General features: G+C 64.1%; 17 protein-coding genes. 2 read left to right on the forward strand and 15 right to left on the reverse strand.

What is annotated here, in order from left to right; translation table 11 throughout:
- Positions 1-64 precede the first annotated feature (64 nt).
- The 4 genes from NE850_RS20815 to NE850_RS20830 form a co-directional block, all read right to left on the reverse strand.
- Positions 65-1,246 (reverse strand): acetyl-CoA C-acetyltransferase, encoded by a 1,182-nt coding sequence (locus tag NE850_RS20815; RefSeq protein WP_007182054.1) that lies wholly within the window; start codon positions 1,244-1,246, stop codon positions 65-67.
- Positions 1,247-1,394: 148 nt separating this feature from the next.
- A complete protein-coding gene (phaC, locus tag NE850_RS20820) occupies positions 1,395-3,227 on the reverse strand; it encodes a class I poly(R)-hydroxyalkanoic acid synthase (RefSeq protein ID WP_035518148.1) in 1,833 nt (610 codons plus the stop codon).
- Positions 3,228-3,847: 620 nt separating this feature from the next.
- Positions 3,848-4,705 carry a peptidoglycan editing factor PgeF gene (gene pgeF / locus NE850_RS20825; RefSeq protein WP_007182056.1) on the reverse strand — a complete coding sequence of 286 codons (858 nt, stop codon included), beginning with the start codon at positions 4,703-4,705 and terminating at the stop codon, positions 3,848-3,850.
- Positions 4,702-5,997: an RluA family pseudouridine synthase gene (locus NE850_RS20830; RefSeq protein WP_007182057.1), complete on the reverse strand. Its 1,296-nt coding sequence runs from the start codon at positions 5,995-5,997 to the stop codon at positions 4,702-4,704. Before NE850_RS20830 ends, pgeF begins: the two co-directional genes overlap by 4 nt.
- A gap of 38 nt (positions 5,998-6,035) precedes the next feature.
- On the opposite strand from NE850_RS20830, the gene NE850_RS20835 reads away from it, so the two are divergent.
- Positions 6,036-6,896 carry an outer membrane protein assembly factor BamD gene (locus tag NE850_RS20835; RefSeq protein ID WP_007182058.1) on the forward strand — a complete coding sequence of 287 codons (861 nt, stop codon included), beginning with the start codon at positions 6,036-6,038 and terminating at the stop codon, positions 6,894-6,896.
- A gap of 122 nt (positions 6,897-7,018) precedes the next feature.
- On the opposite strand, the gene rlmD is transcribed toward NE850_RS20835, so the two are convergent.
- From rlmD to surE, 6 genes are all read right to left on the reverse strand, one after another.
- On the reverse strand, positions 7,019-8,437 hold the full coding sequence (rlmD, locus tag NE850_RS20840; RefSeq protein WP_007182059.1) for a 23S rRNA (uracil(1939)-C(5))-methyltransferase RlmD: 1,419 nt from the start codon (positions 8,435-8,437) through the stop codon (positions 7,019-7,021).
- 241 nt (positions 8,438-8,678) lie between these two features.
- Positions 8,679-9,455 (reverse strand): 3'-5' exonuclease, encoded by a 777-nt coding sequence (locus NE850_RS20845; RefSeq protein ID WP_007182060.1) that lies wholly within the window; start codon positions 9,453-9,455, stop codon positions 8,679-8,681.
- Between the two features lie 4 nt (positions 9,456-9,459).
- A complete protein-coding gene (gene rpoS / locus NE850_RS20850) occupies positions 9,460-10,542 on the reverse strand; it encodes an RNA polymerase sigma factor RpoS (protein WP_165185828.1) in 1,083 nt (360 codons plus the stop codon).
- Between the two features lie 11 nt (positions 10,543-10,553).
- The gene (locus tag NE850_RS20855) at positions 10,554-11,489 is read right to left on the reverse strand and encodes a peptidoglycan DD-metalloendopeptidase family protein (protein WP_310699361.1); all 936 of its coding nucleotides are present in this window, start codon (positions 11,487-11,489) and stop codon (positions 10,554-10,556) included.
- A 5-nt stretch (positions 11,490-11,494) separates the two neighbouring features.
- Positions 11,495-12,586, reverse strand: a complete 1,092-nt coding sequence (locus NE850_RS20860) for a protein-L-isoaspartate(D-aspartate) O-methyltransferase (protein WP_165185825.1) — start codon at positions 12,584-12,586, stop codon at positions 11,495-11,497.
- Entirely contained in the window at positions 12,583-13,341 is a 759-nt protein-coding gene (gene surE / locus NE850_RS20865) for a 5'/3'-nucleotidase SurE (protein WP_165185822.1), read from the reverse strand. Before surE ends, NE850_RS20860 begins: the two co-directional genes overlap by 4 nt.
- 235 nt (positions 13,342-13,576) lie before the next feature.
- Between surE and NE850_RS20870 the strand changes: the two genes are divergently transcribed.
- On the forward strand, positions 13,577-14,551 hold the full coding sequence (locus NE850_RS20870) for an NADPH:quinone oxidoreductase family protein (protein ID WP_007182065.1): 975 nt from the start codon (positions 13,577-13,579) through the stop codon (positions 14,549-14,551).
- A gap of 125 nt (positions 14,552-14,676) precedes the next feature.
- On the opposite strand, the gene NE850_RS20875 is transcribed toward NE850_RS20870, so the two are convergent.
- The 5 genes from NE850_RS20875 to recR all read right to left on the reverse strand — a co-directional run bounded on the left by NE850_RS20875 (position 14,677) and on the right by recR (position 19,522).
- Positions 14,677-15,501: an ABC transporter permease gene (locus NE850_RS20875; RefSeq protein WP_007182066.1), complete on the reverse strand. Its 825-nt coding sequence runs from the start codon at positions 15,499-15,501 to the stop codon at positions 14,677-14,679.
- Positions 15,502-15,574: 73 nt separating this feature from the next.
- Positions 15,575-16,387 (reverse strand): ABC transporter ATP-binding protein, encoded by an 813-nt coding sequence (locus NE850_RS20880; RefSeq protein ID WP_007182067.1) that lies wholly within the window; start codon positions 16,385-16,387, stop codon positions 15,575-15,577.
- Between the two features lie 125 nt (positions 16,388-16,512).
- The gene (locus NE850_RS20885) at positions 16,513-17,550 is read right to left on the reverse strand and encodes an ABC transporter substrate-binding protein (protein WP_007182068.1); all 1,038 of its coding nucleotides are present in this window, start codon (positions 17,548-17,550) and stop codon (positions 16,513-16,515) included.
- A 69-nt stretch (positions 17,551-17,619) separates the two neighbouring features.
- Positions 17,620-18,861 carry a CaiB/BaiF CoA-transferase family protein gene (locus NE850_RS20890; RefSeq protein ID WP_007182069.1) on the reverse strand — a complete coding sequence of 414 codons (1,242 nt, stop codon included), beginning with the start codon at positions 18,859-18,861 and terminating at the stop codon, positions 17,620-17,622.
- Positions 18,862-18,925: 64 nt separating this feature from the next.
- Positions 18,926-19,522: a recombination mediator RecR gene (gene recR, locus NE850_RS20895; RefSeq protein WP_007182070.1), complete on the reverse strand. Its 597-nt coding sequence runs from the start codon at positions 19,520-19,522 to the stop codon at positions 18,926-18,928.
- Positions 19,523-19,598: the final 76 nt, after the last annotated feature.

The raw sequence follows: 19,598 nt of genomic DNA on the forward strand, positions 1-19,598 counted from the left end.
AGCGCGCGGCAACGCTCCGTTTGTCGCGTGACCGACGCAGCAGGCTTCAGTCACGCAACGATACTCAAGCGCGCTCGACCGCCAGCGCCACACCCATGCCGCCGCCGATACACAGCGACGCCAAACCCTTCTTTGCATCGCGCTTCTGCATTTCGTGCAACAGCGTGACGAGAATCCGGCAGCCGGACGCGCCGATCGGATGACCGATCGCAATCGCGCCGCCGTTCACGTTGACCTTCGACGTATCCCAGCCCATCTGCTGATGCACGGCGAGCGCCTGTGCGGCAAACGCTTCGTTGATTTCCATCAGGTCGAGGTCGGCCGGCGTCCAGCCCGCGCGCTCGAGGCAACGGCGCGAAGCCGGCACCGGGCCCATGCCCATCACCTTCGGATCCACGCCGGCGTTCGCATAGGCCTTGATACGCGCGAGCGGCGTGAGGCCGAGCGCTTCGGCCTTCTTCGCCGACATCACCAGCACGGCCGCGGCACCGTCGTTCAGACCGGATGCATTGGCTGCCGTCACCGTGCCTTCCTTCGAAAAGGCCGGCTTCAGACCTGCCAACGACTCGGCCGTCACGCCGTGACGCACGAATTCGTCGGTCGCGAAACGCAGCGGCTCGCCCTTGCGCTGCGGAATCTCGATCGGCACGATTTCGTCGTCGAATCGGCCCGACTTCTGCGCGGCTTCTGCCTTGTTCTGCGACAACGCCGCGAACGCGTCCTGCTGTTCGCGCGTGATGCCGTATTCCTTCGCGACGTTTTCCGCCGTCACGCCCATGTGATACTGGTTGTAGACGTCCCACAGGCCGTCGACGATCATCGAGTCGACCAGCTTTGCGTCGCCCATGCGGAAACCGTCGCGCGAACCCGGCAGCACGTGCGGCGCGGCGCTCATGTTTTCCTGCCCGCCGGCGATCACGATGTCCGCATCGCCCGCGATGATGGCATTGGCTGCGAGCATCACGGCCTTCAGGCCGGAGCCGCAGACCTTGTTGATCGTCATGCCCGGCACTGCCGAAGGCAGACCGGCCTTGATCAGCGATTGACGCGCCGGATTCTGGCCCGACCCTGCCGCCAGCACCTGGCCCAGGATCACTTCGCTCACCTGCTCGGGCTTCAGGCCGGCACGCTCGAGCACGGCGCGAATCACCGCGGCGCCGAGATCGGGCGCGGCGATTTTCGCCAGCGACCCACCGAATTTGCCTACTGCCGTACGGGCGGCCGATACGATCACAACATCAGTCATTTCCATATCCTCCGGGCGAGTCGGCGAAATGCGCCGCAGCCCGTCAAGTTAAAAAATCTCGTTCCTTCTGCTTGCGCCCTGACTCGGTAAGATGCGCGTTCACACCGAAAAGAACCATGCCATAAGCGGGCTATAAGCGGGCTCGAACCTACTCCCGTTGCCGCACATAACGCCCCGGCGCCGGCTCGATCACCGGGAATTCGGCCGAACCGGCAGCGGCGCGCGGCTTCACCTTCTTGCCGCCGTACTGGTCGAGCCATGTGGTCCATTCGGGCCACCAGCTGCCAGGCACTTCGGCGGCCTGATCGAGCCATTCCTCCGGGTTCTCCGGCAGCGTTTTGACGTCGCCTTCCAGCATCCAGAAACTGCGTTTTTTCTTTGCGGGCGGATTGATCACGCCCGCGATGTGGCCCGACGCGCCAAGCACGAACTTCAACGGCCCGCTCAGCAGCGGCACCGACGCGTACGCCGTTTGCCACGGCACGATATGGTCTTCGCGTGAACCGTAAATGAAGGTGGGCACGTCGATCTTCGACAGATCGACCGGCTCGCCGCAGGTGGTCACCGCACCCGGCTCGCGCAGACGATTTTCGAGGTACGTATTGCGCAGATACCAGACATACATCGGGCCGGGCAGGCTCGTCGAGTCGCTGTTCCAGTACAGCAGGTCGAACGGCACCGGCGTACGCCCTTTGAGGTAATTGTCGACGACGTAGTTCCACACCAGATCGTTCGGCCGCAGGAACGAAAACGTGTTGGCGAACTCGATGCCGCGCATCAGCCCCGGCGGCGTACCGTTCTGGCCGCCGATGGTCTGCTCGCGCATCTTCACATGCGCCTCGTCGACGAATACGTCGAGCACGCCTGTGTCCGAAAAATCGAGCATGGCGGTGAGCAGCGTCATGGACGCGGCCGGATGTTGGCCGCGCGCCGCGGCCACCGCCAGCGCCGTGGCCAGCATCGTGCCGCCCACGCAGAAGCCGAGCGTATTGATCTGTTCGCGGCCGCTGATTTTGCTCACGGTTTCAATGGCAGTGAGCACGCCTTCGCCGATGTAGTCGTCCCACGTCTTATGCGCGATCGACTGATCGGCATTGCGCCACGAAACCAGAAATACCTGGTGCCCGGAATCGAGTCCGTGGGCCACCAGCGAATTTTCCGGTTGCAGATCGAGAATGTAGAACTTGTTGATGCAAGGCGGCACGATGAGCAGCGGCCGCTCGCGCACGCTCGCCGTGCGCGGCTTGTACTGGATCAACTGCATCAGCTCGTTTTCGAACACGACCGAGCCTTCGGTGTTCGCGAGATTGTCGCCGACCACGAAACGCGATTCGTCGGTCTGCGAGATCTTGCCGCGCTGCAAATCGCCGAGCAGGTTCATCACGCCCTGGCGCAAGCTCTCACCCTTGCTGTCCAGCAAAGTCTTTTGCGCTTCCGGATTCAATGCGAAGAAGTTGCTTGGCGATGCCGCCGCCGTCCACTGCTGGACAGCGAAACGGATGCGCTCGCGCACCTTGGGTTCAATGTCGAGCGCGTCGACCATTTCCTGCAGATAGCGCGCGTTCAACAGATACCAGGCGGCGGTGAATGCATACGCCGGTGCCGAACTCCACGCGTCGGAACTGAAGCGGCGGTCCTTGAGTTCAGGTGCTTTGGTCGCGGACGTAGTGGCCTGCTGGATCAACTCCATCGCCTCGCGCGAATAGTCGGCCTGAAGTTTCTGCAGTCGCTCGGAGGGAATCGCAGCGCTCGGAATGTTCAGTCCGGCGAAGGACGGCATGGCCGGCATCGATCCCGCCGCGAGTTTGGCGAAGTCCGGCATGCCGGGAAACGACGGAATCTGCGGCAGACCTGTTTGCGACATCTGGAACGGCATTTGAAGCGGCGGCATTTGAGGCACAGGGAAAGGCATGCCGTTACTGCCGGGCTGCGTGCCAAGCGAACTCCAGGCGCCCATCCAGGCGTCGAATAACTGTTGCATCCCTGGGGCCGGCGCTGCACCGCTCGTACCGGCCTGCTGCGTGTGCTCCGTCGCGGAGTCCGTCTTGGGGGAAGCTGAGGAATGTGATGCTGCCATGCCTGCTTTTGACCGGTAAGTCCTTGCGGACGGGTTGAGAGGCAGGTTCGTGCGCACGTGAGCAACTGCTCGCGACCTCGTCACGCCCTGTCCCTTGTACGAGGATCCGTGAGGAACATTCTTGCTCCCCATCGCAAGGCATGTCAATGCTTGTTCCCGATTTTGCCGCAGTGCGATAGTTTTTTAATTATCGTTTTCCCTGTGTAGCAGATCGCCCTTTTTGGACATGTGTCATTGACGGTCGCCGCGAACGAAAAAAGCGCCCATATTGCATAGGCTTATGCGCACTTATCCGTTCGTATGCGGACCGTTTATGCGGCAGATTTACGCGGTCGCCGGGGAATTCCGGCAGCGCAGCAAAACACGCGCGGCCCCTCCGAATAAACCCTCATACGCGTGCTCGTAGAAAGCGGCGGCAATGCTCTGACGTGGCATGCCCGCATGACGTCGACATCGCGAGACGTCGTCATGCGGGTGTGTGCCTCGGGATTAGAAGGCGGACTGATGCGCGCCGTTCGCGTCGGTCAGTCCGCGATCGACTGTGCCTGATCGTCCAGCCAGATCAGCGCCGCCATGCGGCCCGTCTCGCGATCGCGGCGATAGGAGTAGAAACGGTCGCGCAACGTGACCGTGCAAAGATCACCGCCTGCAATCCGTGTCAAGCCGAGAGCCTGCAGACGCAAACGCGCCAGCGCCGGCAGATCGGCGAGATATTTACCGGGATTGCGCGGATGCTCGACGAATGCGCTTGCGGTAGCATCGCGTTGCGCGCCGCCGACGCCGTTCATGAACGCGTCACGCACGTCTGGGCCGACTTCGAAGGCCTCGGGTCCGATCGACGGACCGAGATAAGCGTGCAATGCGCTCGCCGGCACTTCCGCGAGTTCGGCGACGCGCTGCGCAGTCTGTTCGACAATGCCCGCCGCGAGTCCGCGCCACCCCGCGTGCGCCGCGCCGACCGCACGGCCCGCTTCGTCACACAACAGCACCGGCATGCAATCGGCCACCATCACCACGCACACAGTGCCGGGGCGATCGGTGACACTGGCATCGGCGCGCGTGGGCGTGCCGGTCGCGCGCGCCCGTGCCAGCACCTCTTCCGCACGCACGATGCCGGCGCCGTGAATCTGTTCGAGCCACGCAGCCTCGCTCACGCCGGCCAGCTTCAGCAGACGTTCGCGGTTGGTGGCGACCGCAGCCGGATCGTCGCCGGATTTCATGCCCAGATTCAGGCCGCCGGGCAAGTCCGCGCCGTTGTGCCAGCGGCCGAACGGCGCGTCACTCACGCCACCGTTACGCGTGGTGACGAGCGCGCGCACGCGCGGCGACACATTCCATGTGGGCTGCACGACATCGTCAAAGCTCAGTTCGGGCACGTTCATGTGCGATCGTCCTCGTCGTCCTCATCGTGCTTGTCGGCGTGCTCATCGGCGGCGCCGGCTTCGTCGTGATCGCGCGCGTCGTCTTCGCCGGCATCCTCGTCGAGCGACGCCTCGTAGTCGTCTTCCTCATAGTACGTCTCGTCGAACTCGCCTGCGTCGTCGCGGCCGAGGCCGAGCGCCGCGGATAGCGCCTCCATGTCTTCCGGCACGTCGGCACGCCACTGCATCGTGCGGCCGGTCTTCGGATGGATCAGGCCGAGGCGCCATGCATGGAGCGCCTGGCGCGCGAAGCCGCCGGGCAGCGGCGTGACCGAACGCTTGCCGCGCGCACGCCCGTACACCGGATCGCCGAGCAGCGGATGGCCGATATGCGCGCAATGCACGCGGATCTGATGCGTGCGGCCGGTTTCGAGATCGCAATGAATCGCGGTCACCGGCTGACGCTCCCAGATCGCCGAATCGACACGCCGGAAATGCGTGCGCGCGGGCTTGCCCGACGCGCTCGTCACCACCGCCATGCGGGTGCGCTCGCGCGGATCGCGGCCGATCGGCGCGTCGATGGTGCCCTCTTCGGGCATGTTGCCCCATACCAGCGCGAGATAACGGCGCTTGACCGTGCGCGCCTGTAACTGGCGCACGAGGTCGGTCTGCGCCTCTAGCGTGCGCGCCACCACCATCAGCCCGGAGGTTTCCTTGTCGAGCCGGTGCACGATACCCGCGCGCGGCAAGCCCGCCGCCGCGTCGCCGTAGCGGTACAGCAAACCGTTGAGCAGCGTGCCGCTCCAGTTGCCGGCCGCCGGATGCACCACCATGCCAGCCGGCTTGTTGATCACCACCAGCGTGTCGTCTTCGTAGACGATCGCGAGCGGCACCGGTTCCGGCGTGAACGCGAGCTGCTCGGGCAGCAGATCGGGCACGAGCTCGATGGTCGCGCCCAGCGGCACCGGCTGGCGGATTTTCGCGGGCTTGCCGTCGATCCGCACGCGCTCCGCCTCGATCCAGCTCTGCAGACGGTTGCGCGAGAATTCGGGGAACACCCGCGCGAGCACCTTGTCGAGGCGCTCGCCGGCCAGTTCGTCGGGCACGACGACGCTGCGCGGCGTCTCGTCCGTCACGCGGTTCGCGATGGTCGGCACGAGGCCGGACAAGGCCGCGGCGCCGAGCGCGTCGCTGCCGAGATCGTCGTCGAGGGAATCGACGCCCAACGCGTCGGAGGGGTCGGCGCTTACGCTATAATCTTCGTTGCTATTCCCGGCACCGGTTGCGGCGCCTGGAGTATTTGAGCGGGTCATTGAGTCTGGGTCACCTGGACGTAAAGCTAGACTGGAAAATGCGAGCCTTGAACACCATCACTAAAACGGCGCTCAATTTGGCGGCCATCAAGAAGGCGGCCCGGAAAGTGGCCGGATACATTGCGTGCGCCGCAGCCGTCGCCATTGTGGCGGCTTGCCACGGCCTGCCGGAAAAGACCGACGAGACGGCAACGTGGAACAACAACAAATTATATACGGAGGCGAACGACGCCTTGACCGGTGGTGATTTCGGCAAGTGCGCCAAGTACTTCGAAATGCTCGAGGGGCGCGATCCGTTCGGTCACTTTGCGCAGCAGGCACAGATCAACGTCGCGTACTGCAACTGGAAAGACAACGAAAACGCCGCCGCCGACCAGGCGATCGACCGCTTCATCCAACTGCACCCGGATCATCCGGACATCGCCTACGCGTACTATCTGAAGGGCATGATCCACTTCAACGACGACCTCGGACTGTTCGGCCGCTTCTCCGGCCAGGACATGAGCGAGCGTGATCCGAAGTCGCTGCGCGAATCGTATGACGCCTTCAAGATCGTGGTGGACAAGTATCCGAACAGCAAATATGCGCCGGACGCCGCGCAACGCATGCGCTATATCGTGAACGCGCTGGCGTCGCACGAAGTCCATGCGGCGGATTACTACTACCGCCGCGGCGCTTACGTCGCCGCGATCAACCGCGCACAACTGGCGCTCACGCAATACAAGAACGCACCGGCGATTGAAGACGCACTGCACATCATGATGCTGTCGTATCAGCGGCTGAACCAGCCGCAACTGGCCGACGACACGAAGCGCGTGCTGGCCGGCACCTTCCCTGACAGCCCGTACATTACGGGTCATGCAAGGCCGGGTACGGAAAAGTCGTGGTGGCAGTTCTGATCCACGCGGCGCGCTGAAAACCGGCCGGCAATAGAAAACGCCACGACTTCGGTCGTGGCGTTTCTGTTTGTGCCTGCCTGCGTGCCGCCCTGCCATGCCGCACCGGCAGGACGGGGCGCTGTTCAGTCCCGCTCGAACAACGCGATCGACTCCACATGCGACGTGTGCGGGAACATGTTCACCACGCCCGCACCCACCAGCCGGTAGCCGGCCTCATGCACGAGCAGACCGGCATCGCGTGCGAGCGTCGCCGGCGCGCATGACACGTAGACGATGCGCTTCGGCAGCGGTCCATTGCCGCTCCGGGCGATCTCCGCCAGCGCCTTGGCGACGGCCAGCGCGCCTTCGCGCGGCGGATCGATAAGGAACTTGTCGAAGTGGCCGAGCGCGCGCATGTCGTCGGCGGTGACTTCGAACAGGTTGCGGCACGCAAACGACGTATGCCCCGCCATGCCATTCAATTCGGCATTGGCGAGCGCGCGCGAAGTCAGCACCTCGCTGCCTTCGATACCCATCACTTCCTTCGAAATCCGCGCGAGCGGCAAAGTGAAGTTACCGATCCCGCAGAACAGATCGAGCACGCGATCGGTGCGCGCCGGCGCCAGCAGCCGCAGCGCGCGGCTCACCAGCACGCGGTTGATGGCGTGGTTCACCTGGGTAAAGTCGGTCGGCTTGAACGGCATGCGGATGCCGTACTCCGGCAGCGTGTAGTCGAGCTGCACGTCGAGTGGATAGAACGGCGTGACCGTGTCCGGGCCGCCCGGCTGCAGCCAGAACTGCACCTTGTGCTCGTCGGCGAAATCGCGCAGCACCTGTTCGTCGGCCGCCGTGATGGGTTCGAGATTACGCACCACCAGCGCCGTCACAGATGAACCGACCGCCAGCTCGAGCTGCGGCATGCGGTCGTAAATAGACAGCTTGCGAACCATGAAGCGCAGCGGCATCAGCATGGCCGACACGTGCGGCGGCAGCACTTCGCAGGTCTTCATGTCGGCGATATAGCTGCTTTTCTTCTCGTGGAAGCCGATCCGCATACCGCCCTTTTCCGGCAGGAAACGCACTGCCAGACGCGCGCGGTAGCGATAACCCCAGGACGGTCCGTGAATCGGCCGGAATACCGTTTCCGGGCGCAGCTTCGCCAGATGCTGGAGGTTGTCTTCCAGCACGCGCTGCTTGACGGCCACCTGCGCGCGAATGTCCAGATGCTGCATCGAACAGCCGCCGCAAATATCGAAGTAGGTGCACTTCGGCTTGGTGCGCATCACGCTTTCGCGGAATACCTGCACCACTTCGGCCTGCTCGAATTTCGGCTTGCTGCGATGCGTCGAATAACTCACGCGTTCGCCGGGCAGTGCACCTTCGACGAAGATCACCTTGCCGGGGGTGCCGTCTTCGGTCTCGGTGCGGCCGACGCCGCGCGCTTCCATATCGAGCGAAACGATTTCGATGACCGGCTCATTGCCGGTGACGACGTGTACCGGCGCGGGCGGGGGCGTCTTGTAGCGCTTCGGCGCGCGGCGATGGGGGGCAGTTCGGGACACCTGCTACTTCCTGACAAACTTGGGGGAAAGGCGAGATTGTAGACGAAGCGCCGTGCGTCGCCATCACTCGGCGCGGCGGGAATGGCCGTCAGCCACACTAGCCACGATACGATCACGCCGGTGGCGGCGGGAGCCGGAGACGAGCGCCTCGCACCGCCTTGTAGCTTTTGAGCTTTTGGAGCGAAAGGCCACAGCAGCCTCGCCATCTGCGAGCCCCCTTCGCGGCTCGACCGCGAGCGGCTTACTGATCGAATGCCGCCAGATACTCGGCCCATTGCGGCGCCGTTTCCAGCGCCAGCGCATTCTTGACCAGATTGATCTCGTCAGCATACTCCGCGGGCGAAAACGCGCCTCGAATCAACTGGAAGCGGCAATAGAGCAGGTAAGTATTGACGACGTCGGTCTCGCAGTAATTGCGGATCTCTTCGATACGCCCTTCCTGGTATGCGTGCCACACCTGGCTGCCGTCCATGCCCATCTTGCCGGGGAAGCCGCACATCTTGGCGAGCGCGTCGAGCGGCGCGTTGGCCCGCGCCTGGTACATGGCGAGCACGTCCATCAGATCCGTGTGACGCGCGTGATAGCGGCTGATGTAGTTGTTCCACTTGAACTCGCGGTCGTCCTCGCCGAGATCCCAGAACTTGTAGGCGGGAATGCCGTTGACGAGCGCGCGGTAGTTCAGCACCGGCAGGTCGAATCCGCCACCGTTCCACGACACGAGCTGCGGCGTGTACTTCTCGATCACGCGATAAAACGACTGCACCAGCGCGGCCTCACCGTCTTCCAGCGTACCGAGCGAGCGCACCCGGAAACCGTTGTTGTCGCGGAACACGCAGGAAATCGCCGCGATCCGTTGCAGATGATGCGGCAGAAAATCGCCGCCGGTCTTTTCGCGGCGCGCGGCGAACGCATGCTCGGCGACTTCGGCGTCGCTCAGCGTGGCGGGCAGATCTTCGAGGCGGCGAATGCCGGCGACATCGGGAATCGTCTCGATGTCGAAAACAAGAATCGGTGTCATCGGGTTATAGAACGGCGTCTTTCCGAACACCGTTGGAGGCGAAGAAGCGCTTTAGTCGCACGAGCGCTTCCTGTTGGATCTGGCGTACACGCTCGCGCGTGAGGCCCATTTCGTCGGCCAGCTCTTCGAGCGTGGCGGGCTCGATGTGATTCAGGCCGAAGCGGCGCTCGATCACGTGACGATGCTTGTCCGACAAACGCGCCAGCCACGCGCGTGTCAGCGTTTCCAGTTCGCGGTGCTGCACTTCGGCGTCCGGCGACTGGCTCTGGTCGTCCGACAGCAGATCGAGCAGGCTGCTCGCCGGATCGAGATCGAGCGGCGCGTCCAGCGACGCGGTGTGCTCGTTCAGCGCGAGGATGTCCGTCACTTCGTCGGTGGTCTTGCCGGTCAGATAGGCAATGTCGTCGATGCTGGCGTCGCGGCGCTCGGCGGCTTCGCCGGAGTTCATCGAATTCTTTTCCAGATGGCGCTTGGCGCGCAGCACCTGATTGAGCTCGCGAATCACGTGCACCGGCAAACGGACGGTGCGCGCCTGGTTCATGATCGCGCGCTCGATACTCTGGCGGATCCACCAGGTCGCGTAGGTGGAAAACCGGAAGCCGCGCGTCGGATCGAATTTTTCGATCGCGTGCATCAGGCCGAGATTGCCTTCTTCGATCAGATCGAGCAGCGGCACGCCACGGTTCAGGTAGCCCTTCGCAATGCTGACAACGAGCCTTAAATTGCGCTCGATCATGACCTGCCGCGCTTCGAACTCGCCCGCCTTGGCGAGACGCGAATACTTTTGCTCTTCCTCGACGGTCAGGAGCGGCTTGACGCTGATACGGTTCAGATAGTGCTGAATCGTGTCGGCCGTCAGTTCGGCTTGCAACAGCGCGCGGAAGTCGTCCGCGTCCGGCGCGACTTCGCTCGCGCCTTCGCGGGCGTCGCCGCCTTCGTCCGCGCCGCCCTGGCGTTCGTCGAGATCGCGCTCCTCCGCGACCTCCTCTTCCACTTCCGAAGCGCCGCTTTCATCCACCGAAGCGGACATAGCGTGGCTGATCGTCTCAGACTCGGCTTGCTGTGGCGGGCGCTTCGATTTCGGCATGGTCGTATCGCTTATTGCGGCGGCAAATACTTCAGTGGGTCGACAGGTTTACCCTGCCGGCGAACTTCGAAATGCAACATCACGCGGTCGGAATCGCTATTGCCCATCTCGGCGATCTTCTGCCCCTTCGTCACCGCGTCCCCCTCTTTTACCATCAAAGCGCGGTTGTGTGCATACGCGGTGAGATAAGTTGCGTCATGCTTGATGATAATGAGATTGCCGTAACCACGCAGCCCATTTCCGGCATAAACCACGCGGCCATCCGCCGAAGCTTTCACCGGATCGCCCGCGGCGCCGCCGATATTCACGCCCTTGTTGGTCGAGTCGTTGAAGGTGCCAAGCAGCGGCCCGCGCACCGGCCATGCGAAGACCACGCTGCCGGACGCGCCGGCATTCGAGTCGCTCGCCGCGCCCGGGTTGGCAGGCGGCGCCGACGACGCGTTGTTCGCAGCCGAACCATAGAGCGGCGGTGCCGCGACACCTGCGTTAGCACCCGTGGACGGCGGCGTGCCGCCGAGCGGCGCGCTTTGCACCGCAGCGCCGCCGCCGATCGGTGCGGTCGCGACACCCGGCGTGAGCGCCGCGGTATTTGCGCCCGGCGGCACGACGCGCAGCAACTGGTCGACTTCGATCTGATTCGGGTTGGTCAGATTGTTCCACGCCGAAATGTCGCGGTAATTCTGGCCGTTCTCCAACGCGATCCGATACAGCGTGTCGCCCGGCTTCACGCGATAGTAGCCCGGCGGCGGCGGCCCGAGCGGCACGGCCGGTTGCGCAGCTTGCGTGCCGAGCGTGGCGCCGCCGGAGCGGTCGACGACAGGCGCCTGATCGAGCCGCGACGCACAGGCCGTCATCAACAGGGACAAGGCGAGCACGCACACGCTACGCTGGGTTACGGTCATGGGGGCATTCAGTCTGGTTCTTTGCATCGCGCGCAACATACTCATCGGTGTCAAATCACTCCGGATTTTAAGGGTACAAAGAAAACGCGATCAAGCCGCGACTCGCGCCACTGCGCGGGTCCGAGGCGCTCGACCAGAGTCAGCACCTGGTTCTGGCCTTCCTGCGAGCCGACCGGCGCGACCAGACGGCCGCCGATCGCGAGTTGTTCAAGTAATGCTTGCGGTACGTCGAGCCCCGCCGCGGCGATCACGATCGCATCGAAAGGCGCCGCCGAGGGCAGACCCAACCGCCCGTCTCCATAGTGCAGGCGAATGTTCGGAATGCGCAGCGGCCGCAGGTTGGTCTTGGCGCGCTCCGACAGCGGCCTGATGCGCTCGATCGAGTAAACCTCGCGCGCGACCTGGCTCAGCACGGCCGCCTGATAACCGCAGCCCGTGCCGATTTCGAGCACGTTGTTCAGCGCACGACCGGCGGCGGCCAGCTCGATCATCCGTGCAACGACCGAGGGCTTGGAGATCGTCTGGTGATGACCGATCGGCAATGCGGCATCTTCATAGGCCTGCGCGGCGAGCCCCGGGTCGACGAACATGTGGCGCGGCACCACCGACATCGCGTTCAACACGCGCTGATCGGTCACGCCGTTCGCACGCAGGCGTTCGACCATCCGTTCGCGAACCCGTTCCGAAGTCAGCGCCAATGCGCCGTTCAAAGCAACGTTCGGCGCGGCGCTGCGCTCGGTGGCGCGGGCGGCGGGTTTGGCCGGAACCGCCGGCTGCGGCGAGGGACGCGCGGTGGAATTCTGCACGGCGGCCTTGGCCGGCGTTTTCATCATCGATGCATTCAGCGGCGCCTTCACCGGCGCTTTGGCGGAAGGCGCGGCCAGCGGCTTCGGCGGAGTCGCCGCGGATGGCTTGGTCTGGAGCTTCGCCTGCGCCGCAGTCTGCGGGTTCGCCTGCCGCGACTGGGACTTACCCGCGGACCCGGGCGACGAGTTCTTCGCCGGCTGCGGACGTGCGTTCAGCGCCGCGCTCGCGGCAAGCGCCGCCGCGCGAATTTCGCCCGGACGCCCTTCGGGCCGGCGCGGTTCGCGCACCAGGTCCTCGAGGCCGAGCGGAAAGCGCTTGGCGCGCTCGCTGGTCATGAAGCGCCGCTGCCGGCGCGCGCCCAGTCGCGCGCTGCGGGCAGCATCTGCGTGTGGGTCAGATCGAGCTGCAGCGGCGTGATCGACACGTGGCCGTTGGCGACCGCGTGAAAGTCGGTGCCTTCGCTCGCGTCGCGCGCGCTGCCCGCCGGGCCGATCCAATAGATCGGTTCGCCGCGCGGATTGGTTTGCCGGATCACCGGCTGCGACGGATGCCGCTTGCCGAGGCGCGTGATCTGCCAGTCGCCGAGTTGGTCGTAGGGCAGATTCGGAATGTTGACGTTCAGGAGCGGATGCCCGGGCAACGGCTGCTCAAGATAGTGCGCGACGATTTCGGCGGCGACGCGCACGGCGTCTTCGAGATGCACCCAGTCCTTGTCGACGAGCGAGAAGGCAATGGCCGGCACACCGAACATGATGCCCTCGGTGGCGGCGGCGACGGTTCCCGAATAGAGCGTGTCTTCGCCCATGTTCTGACCGTTGTTGATGCCCGAGACCACCAGGTCCGGCCGATGGTCGAGCATGCCTGTCAGCGCGATGTGTACCGAGTCGGTGGGCGTGCCGTTCACGTAATAGAAACCATTGGCCGAACGCAGTACCGAAAGCGGCCGCGACAGCGTCAGGGAATTCGAGGCGCCGCTGCAATTCTGTTCGGGTGCCATCACGGTGACGTCCGCGATCGGCTTGAGCGCTTCGTAAAGCGCAGCAAGGCCGGGCGCCAGATAACCGTCGTCATTGCTGAGTAGGATTCGCATGCGGCGATTGTAACCGAGGAAAGAAGACGCGCGAACGAGACTGCCGGCCGTGCCCACGCCTTATGCAAAGCGCACGCGTGAGCATTGCGAATACCTCGCGCGAGTCGCCAGCCAGCCGTGCATCGATCATCCGGCAATCACCCGCCGGACGCGCGCAGCGCAATAAAAACGCACGGTCGTGCTGATTGTTTTACACTCAGAATACTTGCGAACCCCTGATCGATATGGAGACACGATGCGCGCGATTCGCTGCAATCAATATGGGCCGCCGGAGAGCCTGGTCGTCGAAAACCTGCCGGACCTCGAACCGCCGCCAGGTCACGTCGTCATCGACGTCAAAGCCGCAGCCGTCAACTTTCCCGACGTGCTGATCATCGAGAACAAATACCAGTTCAAACCGCCTCTGCCCTTCACGCCCGGCTCGGAAGTCGCGGGCGTGGTGCGCGCTGTCGGCGCGGATGTGACGCAGTTCAAGCCCGGCTCGCGCGTGGTTGCCTTCACCGGTCAGGGCGGTTTCGCGGACCAGGCGCTGGCGCCGGCCTCGGCCTGCGTGCCGTTGGCGGACGGTGTCGAATTCGAACTGGCCGCGGCCTTTACGTTGGCGTACGGCACCTCGCATCACGCCGTGGTCGATCGCGGCGCGTTGCAAGCCGGCGAGACGATGCTGGTGCTGGGCGCGGCCGGCGGCGTTGGGCTCGCGGCCGTCGAAATCGGCAAGGCACTCGGCGCGCGCGTGATCGCGGCGGCATCGAGCGACGAGAAACTCACGATCTGCGTCAAGCACGGCGCGGACGCCACCATCAACTACAGCACCGAGGATCTGCGCGAGCGCATCAAGGCGCTTACCGACGGGAAAGGCCCGGATGTGATCTACGACCCCGTCGGCGGCGTGTATGCGGAGCCGGCGTTTCGCAGCATCGGTTGGCGCGGACGTTATCTGGTGGTCGGCTTTGCCAACGGCGAGATTCCGAAGCTGCCGCTCAACCTGACGCTACTCAAAGGCGCGAGTCTGGTCGGCGTGTTCTGGGGCGACTTCGCGAAGCGCGAGCCGCAGCATAATCACGCGGCGTTCGAGCAGATGACACGCTGGATCGGTGAGGGCAAGCTCAAGCCGTACGTGTCGGCGCGCTATCCGCTCGAGGACACTGGGCGCGCGTTGCGTGACATGGCTGAGCGTCGCGTGATCGGGAAGGTGGTGATTACGCCTTAGTCGAAGCATCGACGTCGCCTGATCGAGCGCTTCGTTCTGGTGGTCGAAAAAACGGCGCGCGGTTTTCCAACCCGTGCGCCGTTTTTCGTTAAAGCTCGCTGCTGAGCAAGTTTGCGCTCGTAGGCCTACAGCTTTTCCGTGTCGCCTGTCTTGGGCTGCCACTTCATCAGGCGCCGCTCGCCCATGCCGACAATCGCATCCAGAATCAGCGCGAACGCGGTCAGCACCAGAATCCCCGCAAACACGGTATTGATATCGAAGGTGCCTTCGGCCTGCAGAATCAGATAGCCGACGCCGCGCGCGGAGCCGAGATACTCCCCCACCACCGAGCCGACGAACGCCAGCCCCACCGACGTATGCAAGCTGGAAAACACCCAGCTCATCGCGCTCGGCAAATAGACGAAGCGCAGCAACTGCTTGCGGTTCGCGCCGAGCATGCGCGCGTTGGCGAGCACGACCGGACTGACTTCCTTCACGCCCTGATAGACGTTGAAGAACACGATAAAAAACACCAGCGTGACACCGAGCGCCACCTTCGACCAGATGCCCAGCCCGAACCACACGCCGAAGATCGGCGCGAGAATCACGCGCGGCATCGAGTTAGCGGCTTTGATATACGGATCGAACAGCGCGCTCGCGAGCGGCGAGAGCGCGAGCCACAAGCCCACGCCGAGCCCGAGCGCGGTGCCGAGCGTGAACGCGAGCACGGTTTCGACCAGCGTGATCCACAGGTGCAGATAGATCTCGCCGCCCGTGAACCACTCCCAGATCCGCTGCAACACCTTCTGCGGCTCGCCGAAGAAGAACGCCGCTTTATTCGGGTCGTCGAAATAGAACGCCGGCAGCAGCGTCGGACTGGTCAGCACGTACCAGAGTACGAAGCACAGCACCAGCAGCAGCCATTGCCAGATCACCAGATTCGCCCGGTTTGGGCGCAACGTCTTCCACATGACTCGGTTTGCCTTGGACGATTGATCGACGCCAATACACGACGCCCCTACGTGACGCAATTACGTGACGCGCTTAAACGGCGGTGAGCTGCTGTTGATAGCCTTTGAGCACCTCGTCGCGCAACACGCTCCAGATCTGCGCATGCAACTCGACGAAGCGCGGATGCGCGCGGATTTCCGCCACATCGCGCGGACGCGGCAGATCGATCGTGAATTCGCCGATCGGGTGTGTGCCCGGCCCCGCCGAGAGCACCACTACGCGATCCGACATGGCGATCGCTTCGTCGAGATCGTGCGTGATGAACAACACCGCTTTGCGCCTGGCGGCCCACAGGTCGAGCAACTCGTTTTCCATCAACTGACGCGTCTGGATATCGAGCGCGGAAAACGGCTCGTCCATCAGGATGATGTCCGGATCGAGAATCAGCGTCTGCGCCATCGCGACGCGCTTGCGCATGCCGCCCGACAACTGATGCGGATAACGATCGCCGAAGCCGCCGAGGCCGACGCGTTTCAACCACTCGTCGGCCTTGACGCGTGCTTCAGCGGGCGGCACGCCGTGGAAAGCGAGGCCGGCCATGACGTTGTCGATGGCCGAGCGCCACGGCATCAGCGCGTCGGCCTGGAACATATAGCCGGCGCGCCGGTTGATGCCGCGGAGCGGCTCGCCGAACACGCTGACCGTCCCCGACGAGGGCGCCAGCAGCCCCGCGCCGACATTGAGCAGCGTGGATTTACCGCAGCCAGTCGGACCGACCACCGAGACGAACTCGCCCGGCGCGATGCGCAAGGTCGTGTCCTTCACCGCCGTGTAGCGCTGCGCGTGGTTGTCGCGCGCAGCGAACGTGCAGGTGATGTTGTCGAGCGCCAGGGCGGCAACTGTCATCGTTCAGCTCGCTTCGAAAGATCGGATTCGGTGTGTGGTCGCATCATGGCAACGGGGCCGCGGCGAGCGCGGCGCGCATCGGCTTGCAGCGTGGCCGACTCGTGGCCCACGCGCCCGGGTTCGACTCAAGCCTTGACGGTGCTCAGCGCTTTCTTGACGAAGTCGTTGGTCCACGTCTTCGACAGATCGATCGGCTTGCCCTGCACGTTCGGGTCGAACGCCTGCAGCGTTTTCAGCGACGTCGCGGGACCGTCCGCCGGCATCAGGCCGTCGGGCGACATGGCCTCCTTCACGTGCTGCCACGCGTCCAGATACACCGCGCGGTCGCCGAGCAGATAGCCTTCCGGCACCGTGTTGATCAGTTCGCTGCCGGTCGCCGTTTGCAACCACTTGAGCGCGCGCACCATCGCGTTGGTCAACGCCTGCGTGGTGTTGGGATTCTTCGTGATAAAGCTTTGCGACGCGTACAGGCAGCCCGCCGGCATATCGCCGCCGAACACGCTGCGCGTATCGGCAAGCGTGCGCGTGTCCGACACGACGCGAATCTCGCCGGTGCGTTCGAGCTTGGTCATTACCGGGTCGAGATTGGCAATGGCGTCGATCTGCCCCGACTGCAACGCGGCGATGGCGCCGGCACCCGCGCCCACGCCGATGAACGCGACGTCTTTTGCGGTTAGCCCGGCTTTCGCCAAAACAAAGCTCGCCATGATCGAGGTCGACGAACCCGGCGCGGTAACGCCGATTTTCTTGCCCTTCAGATCGGCGATCGATTTGTAGTTCGGCATGGTTTTCTTCGAAACCGCGAGCACGATCTGCGGCGCGCGCCCCTGCAGTACGAATTCGCGGAACATCTGCTTCTGCGCCTGCAGCAGCAAGGTGTGCTCGAACGCGCCGGACACCACGTCAGCGCTGCCGCCGACCGCCGCCTTCAACGCCTGCGAGCCGCCGGCAAAGTCGGAAATTTCGACTTCGAGCCCTTCGTCCTTGAAGTAATTGCGGCGCTCGGCGATGGTGAGCGGCAGGTAGTAAAACAGGTTCTTGCCGCCGACGGCGATCGCCACCTTGGTGGTTTCAGGTTTGCCCTGCGCGAAGGCGAGCGGCGTGGCAGCGAGCGTGGCGCCCGCGAGTGCGGCAGTACCGGCGAGAAAGCTTCTCCGTTGCATGGTCTTGAGTCTCCAAACTTTTGTTGTCCGTTTTTTATCGGCTTTTCTGCTTTGCCGCAGCGCGCACACTCAGACTATTTGTTGCGCGTGCAACCTTGCAATGTGGTCTGCATCATAACCCAGTGATTGAAGGACTTCATCGGTATGTTCACCCAGTTCCGGGCCTAGCCAGCGCGTCTCGCCCGGCGTGGCCGAGAGCTTCGGCGTGACCGACGGCAGCGTGATTTCCTGGCCGTCCTGCCACTTGAAACGCTGGATCATCTGGCGCGCCATGAACTGCGGATCGGTGAACATGTCCGCCACGCTGTAGATGCGGCCCACCGGCACGTCGGCCGCATTCAGCACGGCGAGGGCTTCGTCGATGGTGCGCGTGGCGAGCCACGCGGCGATCGCGCCGTCGATTTCCTGGGTGCGCGGCACACGGCCGTCGTTGTGCGTAAGCGCCGGGTCGTTCGCGAGATCCTCGCGGTCGATCGCGATCATCAGGCGCTTGAAGATCGGATCGCTATTGCCGCCGATCACGATGCTGCCGTCGCGGCATGGATACGTATTGGACGGCACAATGCCCGGCAGCGACGCGCCGGTGCGCTCGCGCACCATGCCGTACACGCCGTATTCGGGCACCACGCTTTCCATCATGTTGAAGACGGCCTCGTACAGCGCGACGTCGACCACCTGCCCCTTGCCGCCGTTCACCTGCTTGTGATGCAGCGCCATCAGTGCGCCGATCACGCCGTGCAGCGCGGCAATCGAATCGCCGATCGAAATGCCGATGCGCGGCGGCGGCAAATCCGGATAGCCGGTGATATGGCGCAGGCCGCCCATCGATTCGGCGATCGCGCCGAAGCCGGGCCGGTCGCGGTACGGCCCGGTCTGGCCATAGCCGGACAGGCGCACCATGACGAGGCCGGGATTGTCCGCGGACAGCACGTCGTAGCCGAGGCCGAGCTTCTCCAGCAAACCCGGCCGGAAATTCTCGACGACGATATCCGCTTCTTTCGCGAGGCGCCGCACGATTTCCTTGCCCTCTTCGGCCTTCAGATTGATCGTGACGGATTTCTTGTTGCGCGCCTGCACGGCCCACCAGAGCGACGTGCCGCCGACTTCCGGATAAAGCTTGCGCCACTTGCGCAGCGGGTCGCCGCCTTTGGGATCTTCGATCTTGATGACGTCGGCGCCGAATTCGCCGAGAAAGCGCGCGGCGAACGGACCGGCGATCAGCGTGCCGAGTTCCAGCACCTTGACGCCGGCGAGCGGGCCGGTTTTCTCTTGAGGCGCGGCGCCCGCGCCTGATTCAGGGGTGACGCTCATGTGTCTCCTTTGTTCTGATCCCGACGCGCGCTGCGCTGCGTCAAGTTGAAACAGGTGCCTCGCGCTACATCGAGCGGCGATCGAGCATGGCGCGGGCAATCGTGCCGGCGTCCACATACTCCAGTTCGCCGCCCACCGGCACGCCGCGCGCAAGGCGCGTGACGGCGAGGCCGCGCGCCTTGAGCGTCTGCCCGAGGTAATGCGCGGTCGCTTCGCCTTCGTTGGTGAAATTGGTTGCGAGCACCACTTCCTTGACCACGCCGTCCGACGCGCGCCGGACGAGCCGGTCGAAATGAATCTCCTTCGGACCGATACCGTCGAGCGGACTCAGGCGCCCCATCAGCACGAAATAAAGACCGCGATAGGTCATGGTCTGCTCGAGCATGATCTGGTCGGCCGGCGTTTCGACGACGCACAGCAAGGTGGGATCGCGCTCCTCGTCGAGGCAGACCTCGCAGATCTGCGCCTCGGTGAAGGTGTTGCACTTCTCGCAGTGCTGCAGATGCTCGGTGGCGAACAGCAGCGAGTGGCCAAGTTTTTCGGCGCCGTCGCGGTCGTGCTGCATGAGGTGGTACGCCATGCGTTGCGCGGACTTCGGCCCGACGCCGGGCAGCGCGCGCAGCGCTTCGACGAGCGCCGACAAGGCGGAAGGTTGTTTCATGCGGATCGGCGTCGAAGTGGGTAGTGCCCGGTTATGAGGGTGACGATACAGGTGATTCGTTCGGTTTCCATCATTG

Origin of the sequence: Paraburkholderia sp. USG1, from assembly GCF_031570135.1 — a bacterium.
Taxonomy (GTDB): Bacteria; Pseudomonadota; Gammaproteobacteria; order Burkholderiales; family Burkholderiaceae; genus Paraburkholderia; species Paraburkholderia dioscoreae.

What these genes read in the sequence shown, in the direction of transcription:
- rpoS (WP_165185828.1), bottom strand. Translation starts at nt 10,542, where the DNA reads ATGCCGAAATCGAAGCGCCCGCCACAGCAAGCCGAGTCTGAGACGATC.
- NE850_RS20845 (WP_007182060.1), bottom strand. Translation starts at nt 9,455, where the DNA reads ATGACACCGATTCTTGTTTTCGACATCGAGACGATTCCCGATGTCGCC.
- phaC (WP_035518148.1), bottom strand. Translation starts at nt 3,227, where the DNA reads ATGCAACAGTTATTCGACGCCTGGATGGGCGCCTGGAGTTCGCTTGGC.
- recR (WP_007182070.1), bottom strand. Translation starts at nt 19,522, where the DNA reads ATGAAACAACCTTCCGCCTTGTCGGCGCTCGTCGAAGCGCTGCGCGCG.
- NE850_RS20815 (WP_007182054.1), bottom strand. Translation starts at nt 1,246, where the DNA reads ATGACTGATGTTGTGATCGTATCGGCCGCCCGTACGGCAGTAGGCAAA.
- NE850_RS20830 (WP_007182057.1), bottom strand. Translation starts at nt 5,997, where the DNA reads ATGACCCGCTCAAATACTCCAGGCGCCGCAACCGGTGCCGGGAATAGC.
- surE (WP_165185822.1), bottom strand. Translation starts at nt 13,341, where the DNA reads ATGCGAATCCTACTCAGCAATGACGACGGTTATCTGGCGCCCGGCCTT.
- NE850_RS20880 (WP_007182067.1), bottom strand. Translation starts at nt 16,387, where the DNA reads ATGACAGTTGCCGCCCTGGCGCTCGACAACATCACCTGCACGTTCGCT.
- pgeF (WP_007182056.1), bottom strand. Translation starts at nt 4,705, where the DNA reads ATGAACGTGCCCGAACTGAGCTTTGACGATGTCGTGCAGCCCACATGG.
- NE850_RS20855 (WP_310699361.1), bottom strand. Translation starts at nt 11,489, where the DNA reads ATGAGTATGTTGCGCGCGATGCAAAGAACCAGACTGAATGCCCCCATG.
- NE850_RS20870 (WP_007182065.1), top strand. Translation starts at nt 13,577, where the DNA reads ATGCGCGCGATTCGCTGCAATCAATATGGGCCGCCGGAGAGCCTGGTC.
- NE850_RS20890 (WP_007182069.1), bottom strand. Translation starts at nt 18,861, where the DNA reads ATGAGCGTCACCCCTGAATCAGGCGCGGGCGCCGCGCCTCAAGAGAAA.
- NE850_RS20835 (WP_007182058.1), top strand. Translation starts at nt 6,036, where the DNA reads ATGCGAGCCTTGAACACCATCACTAAAACGGCGCTCAATTTGGCGGCC.
- NE850_RS20885 (WP_007182068.1), bottom strand. Translation starts at nt 17,550, where the DNA reads ATGCAACGGAGAAGCTTTCTCGCCGGTACTGCCGCACTCGCGGGCGCC.
- NE850_RS20875 (WP_007182066.1), bottom strand. Translation starts at nt 15,501, where the DNA reads ATGTGGAAGACGTTGCGCCCAAACCGGGCGAATCTGGTGATCTGGCAA.
- NE850_RS20860 (WP_165185825.1), bottom strand. Translation starts at nt 12,586, where the DNA reads ATGACCAGCGAGCGCGCCAAGCGCTTTCCGCTCGGCCTCGAGGACCTG.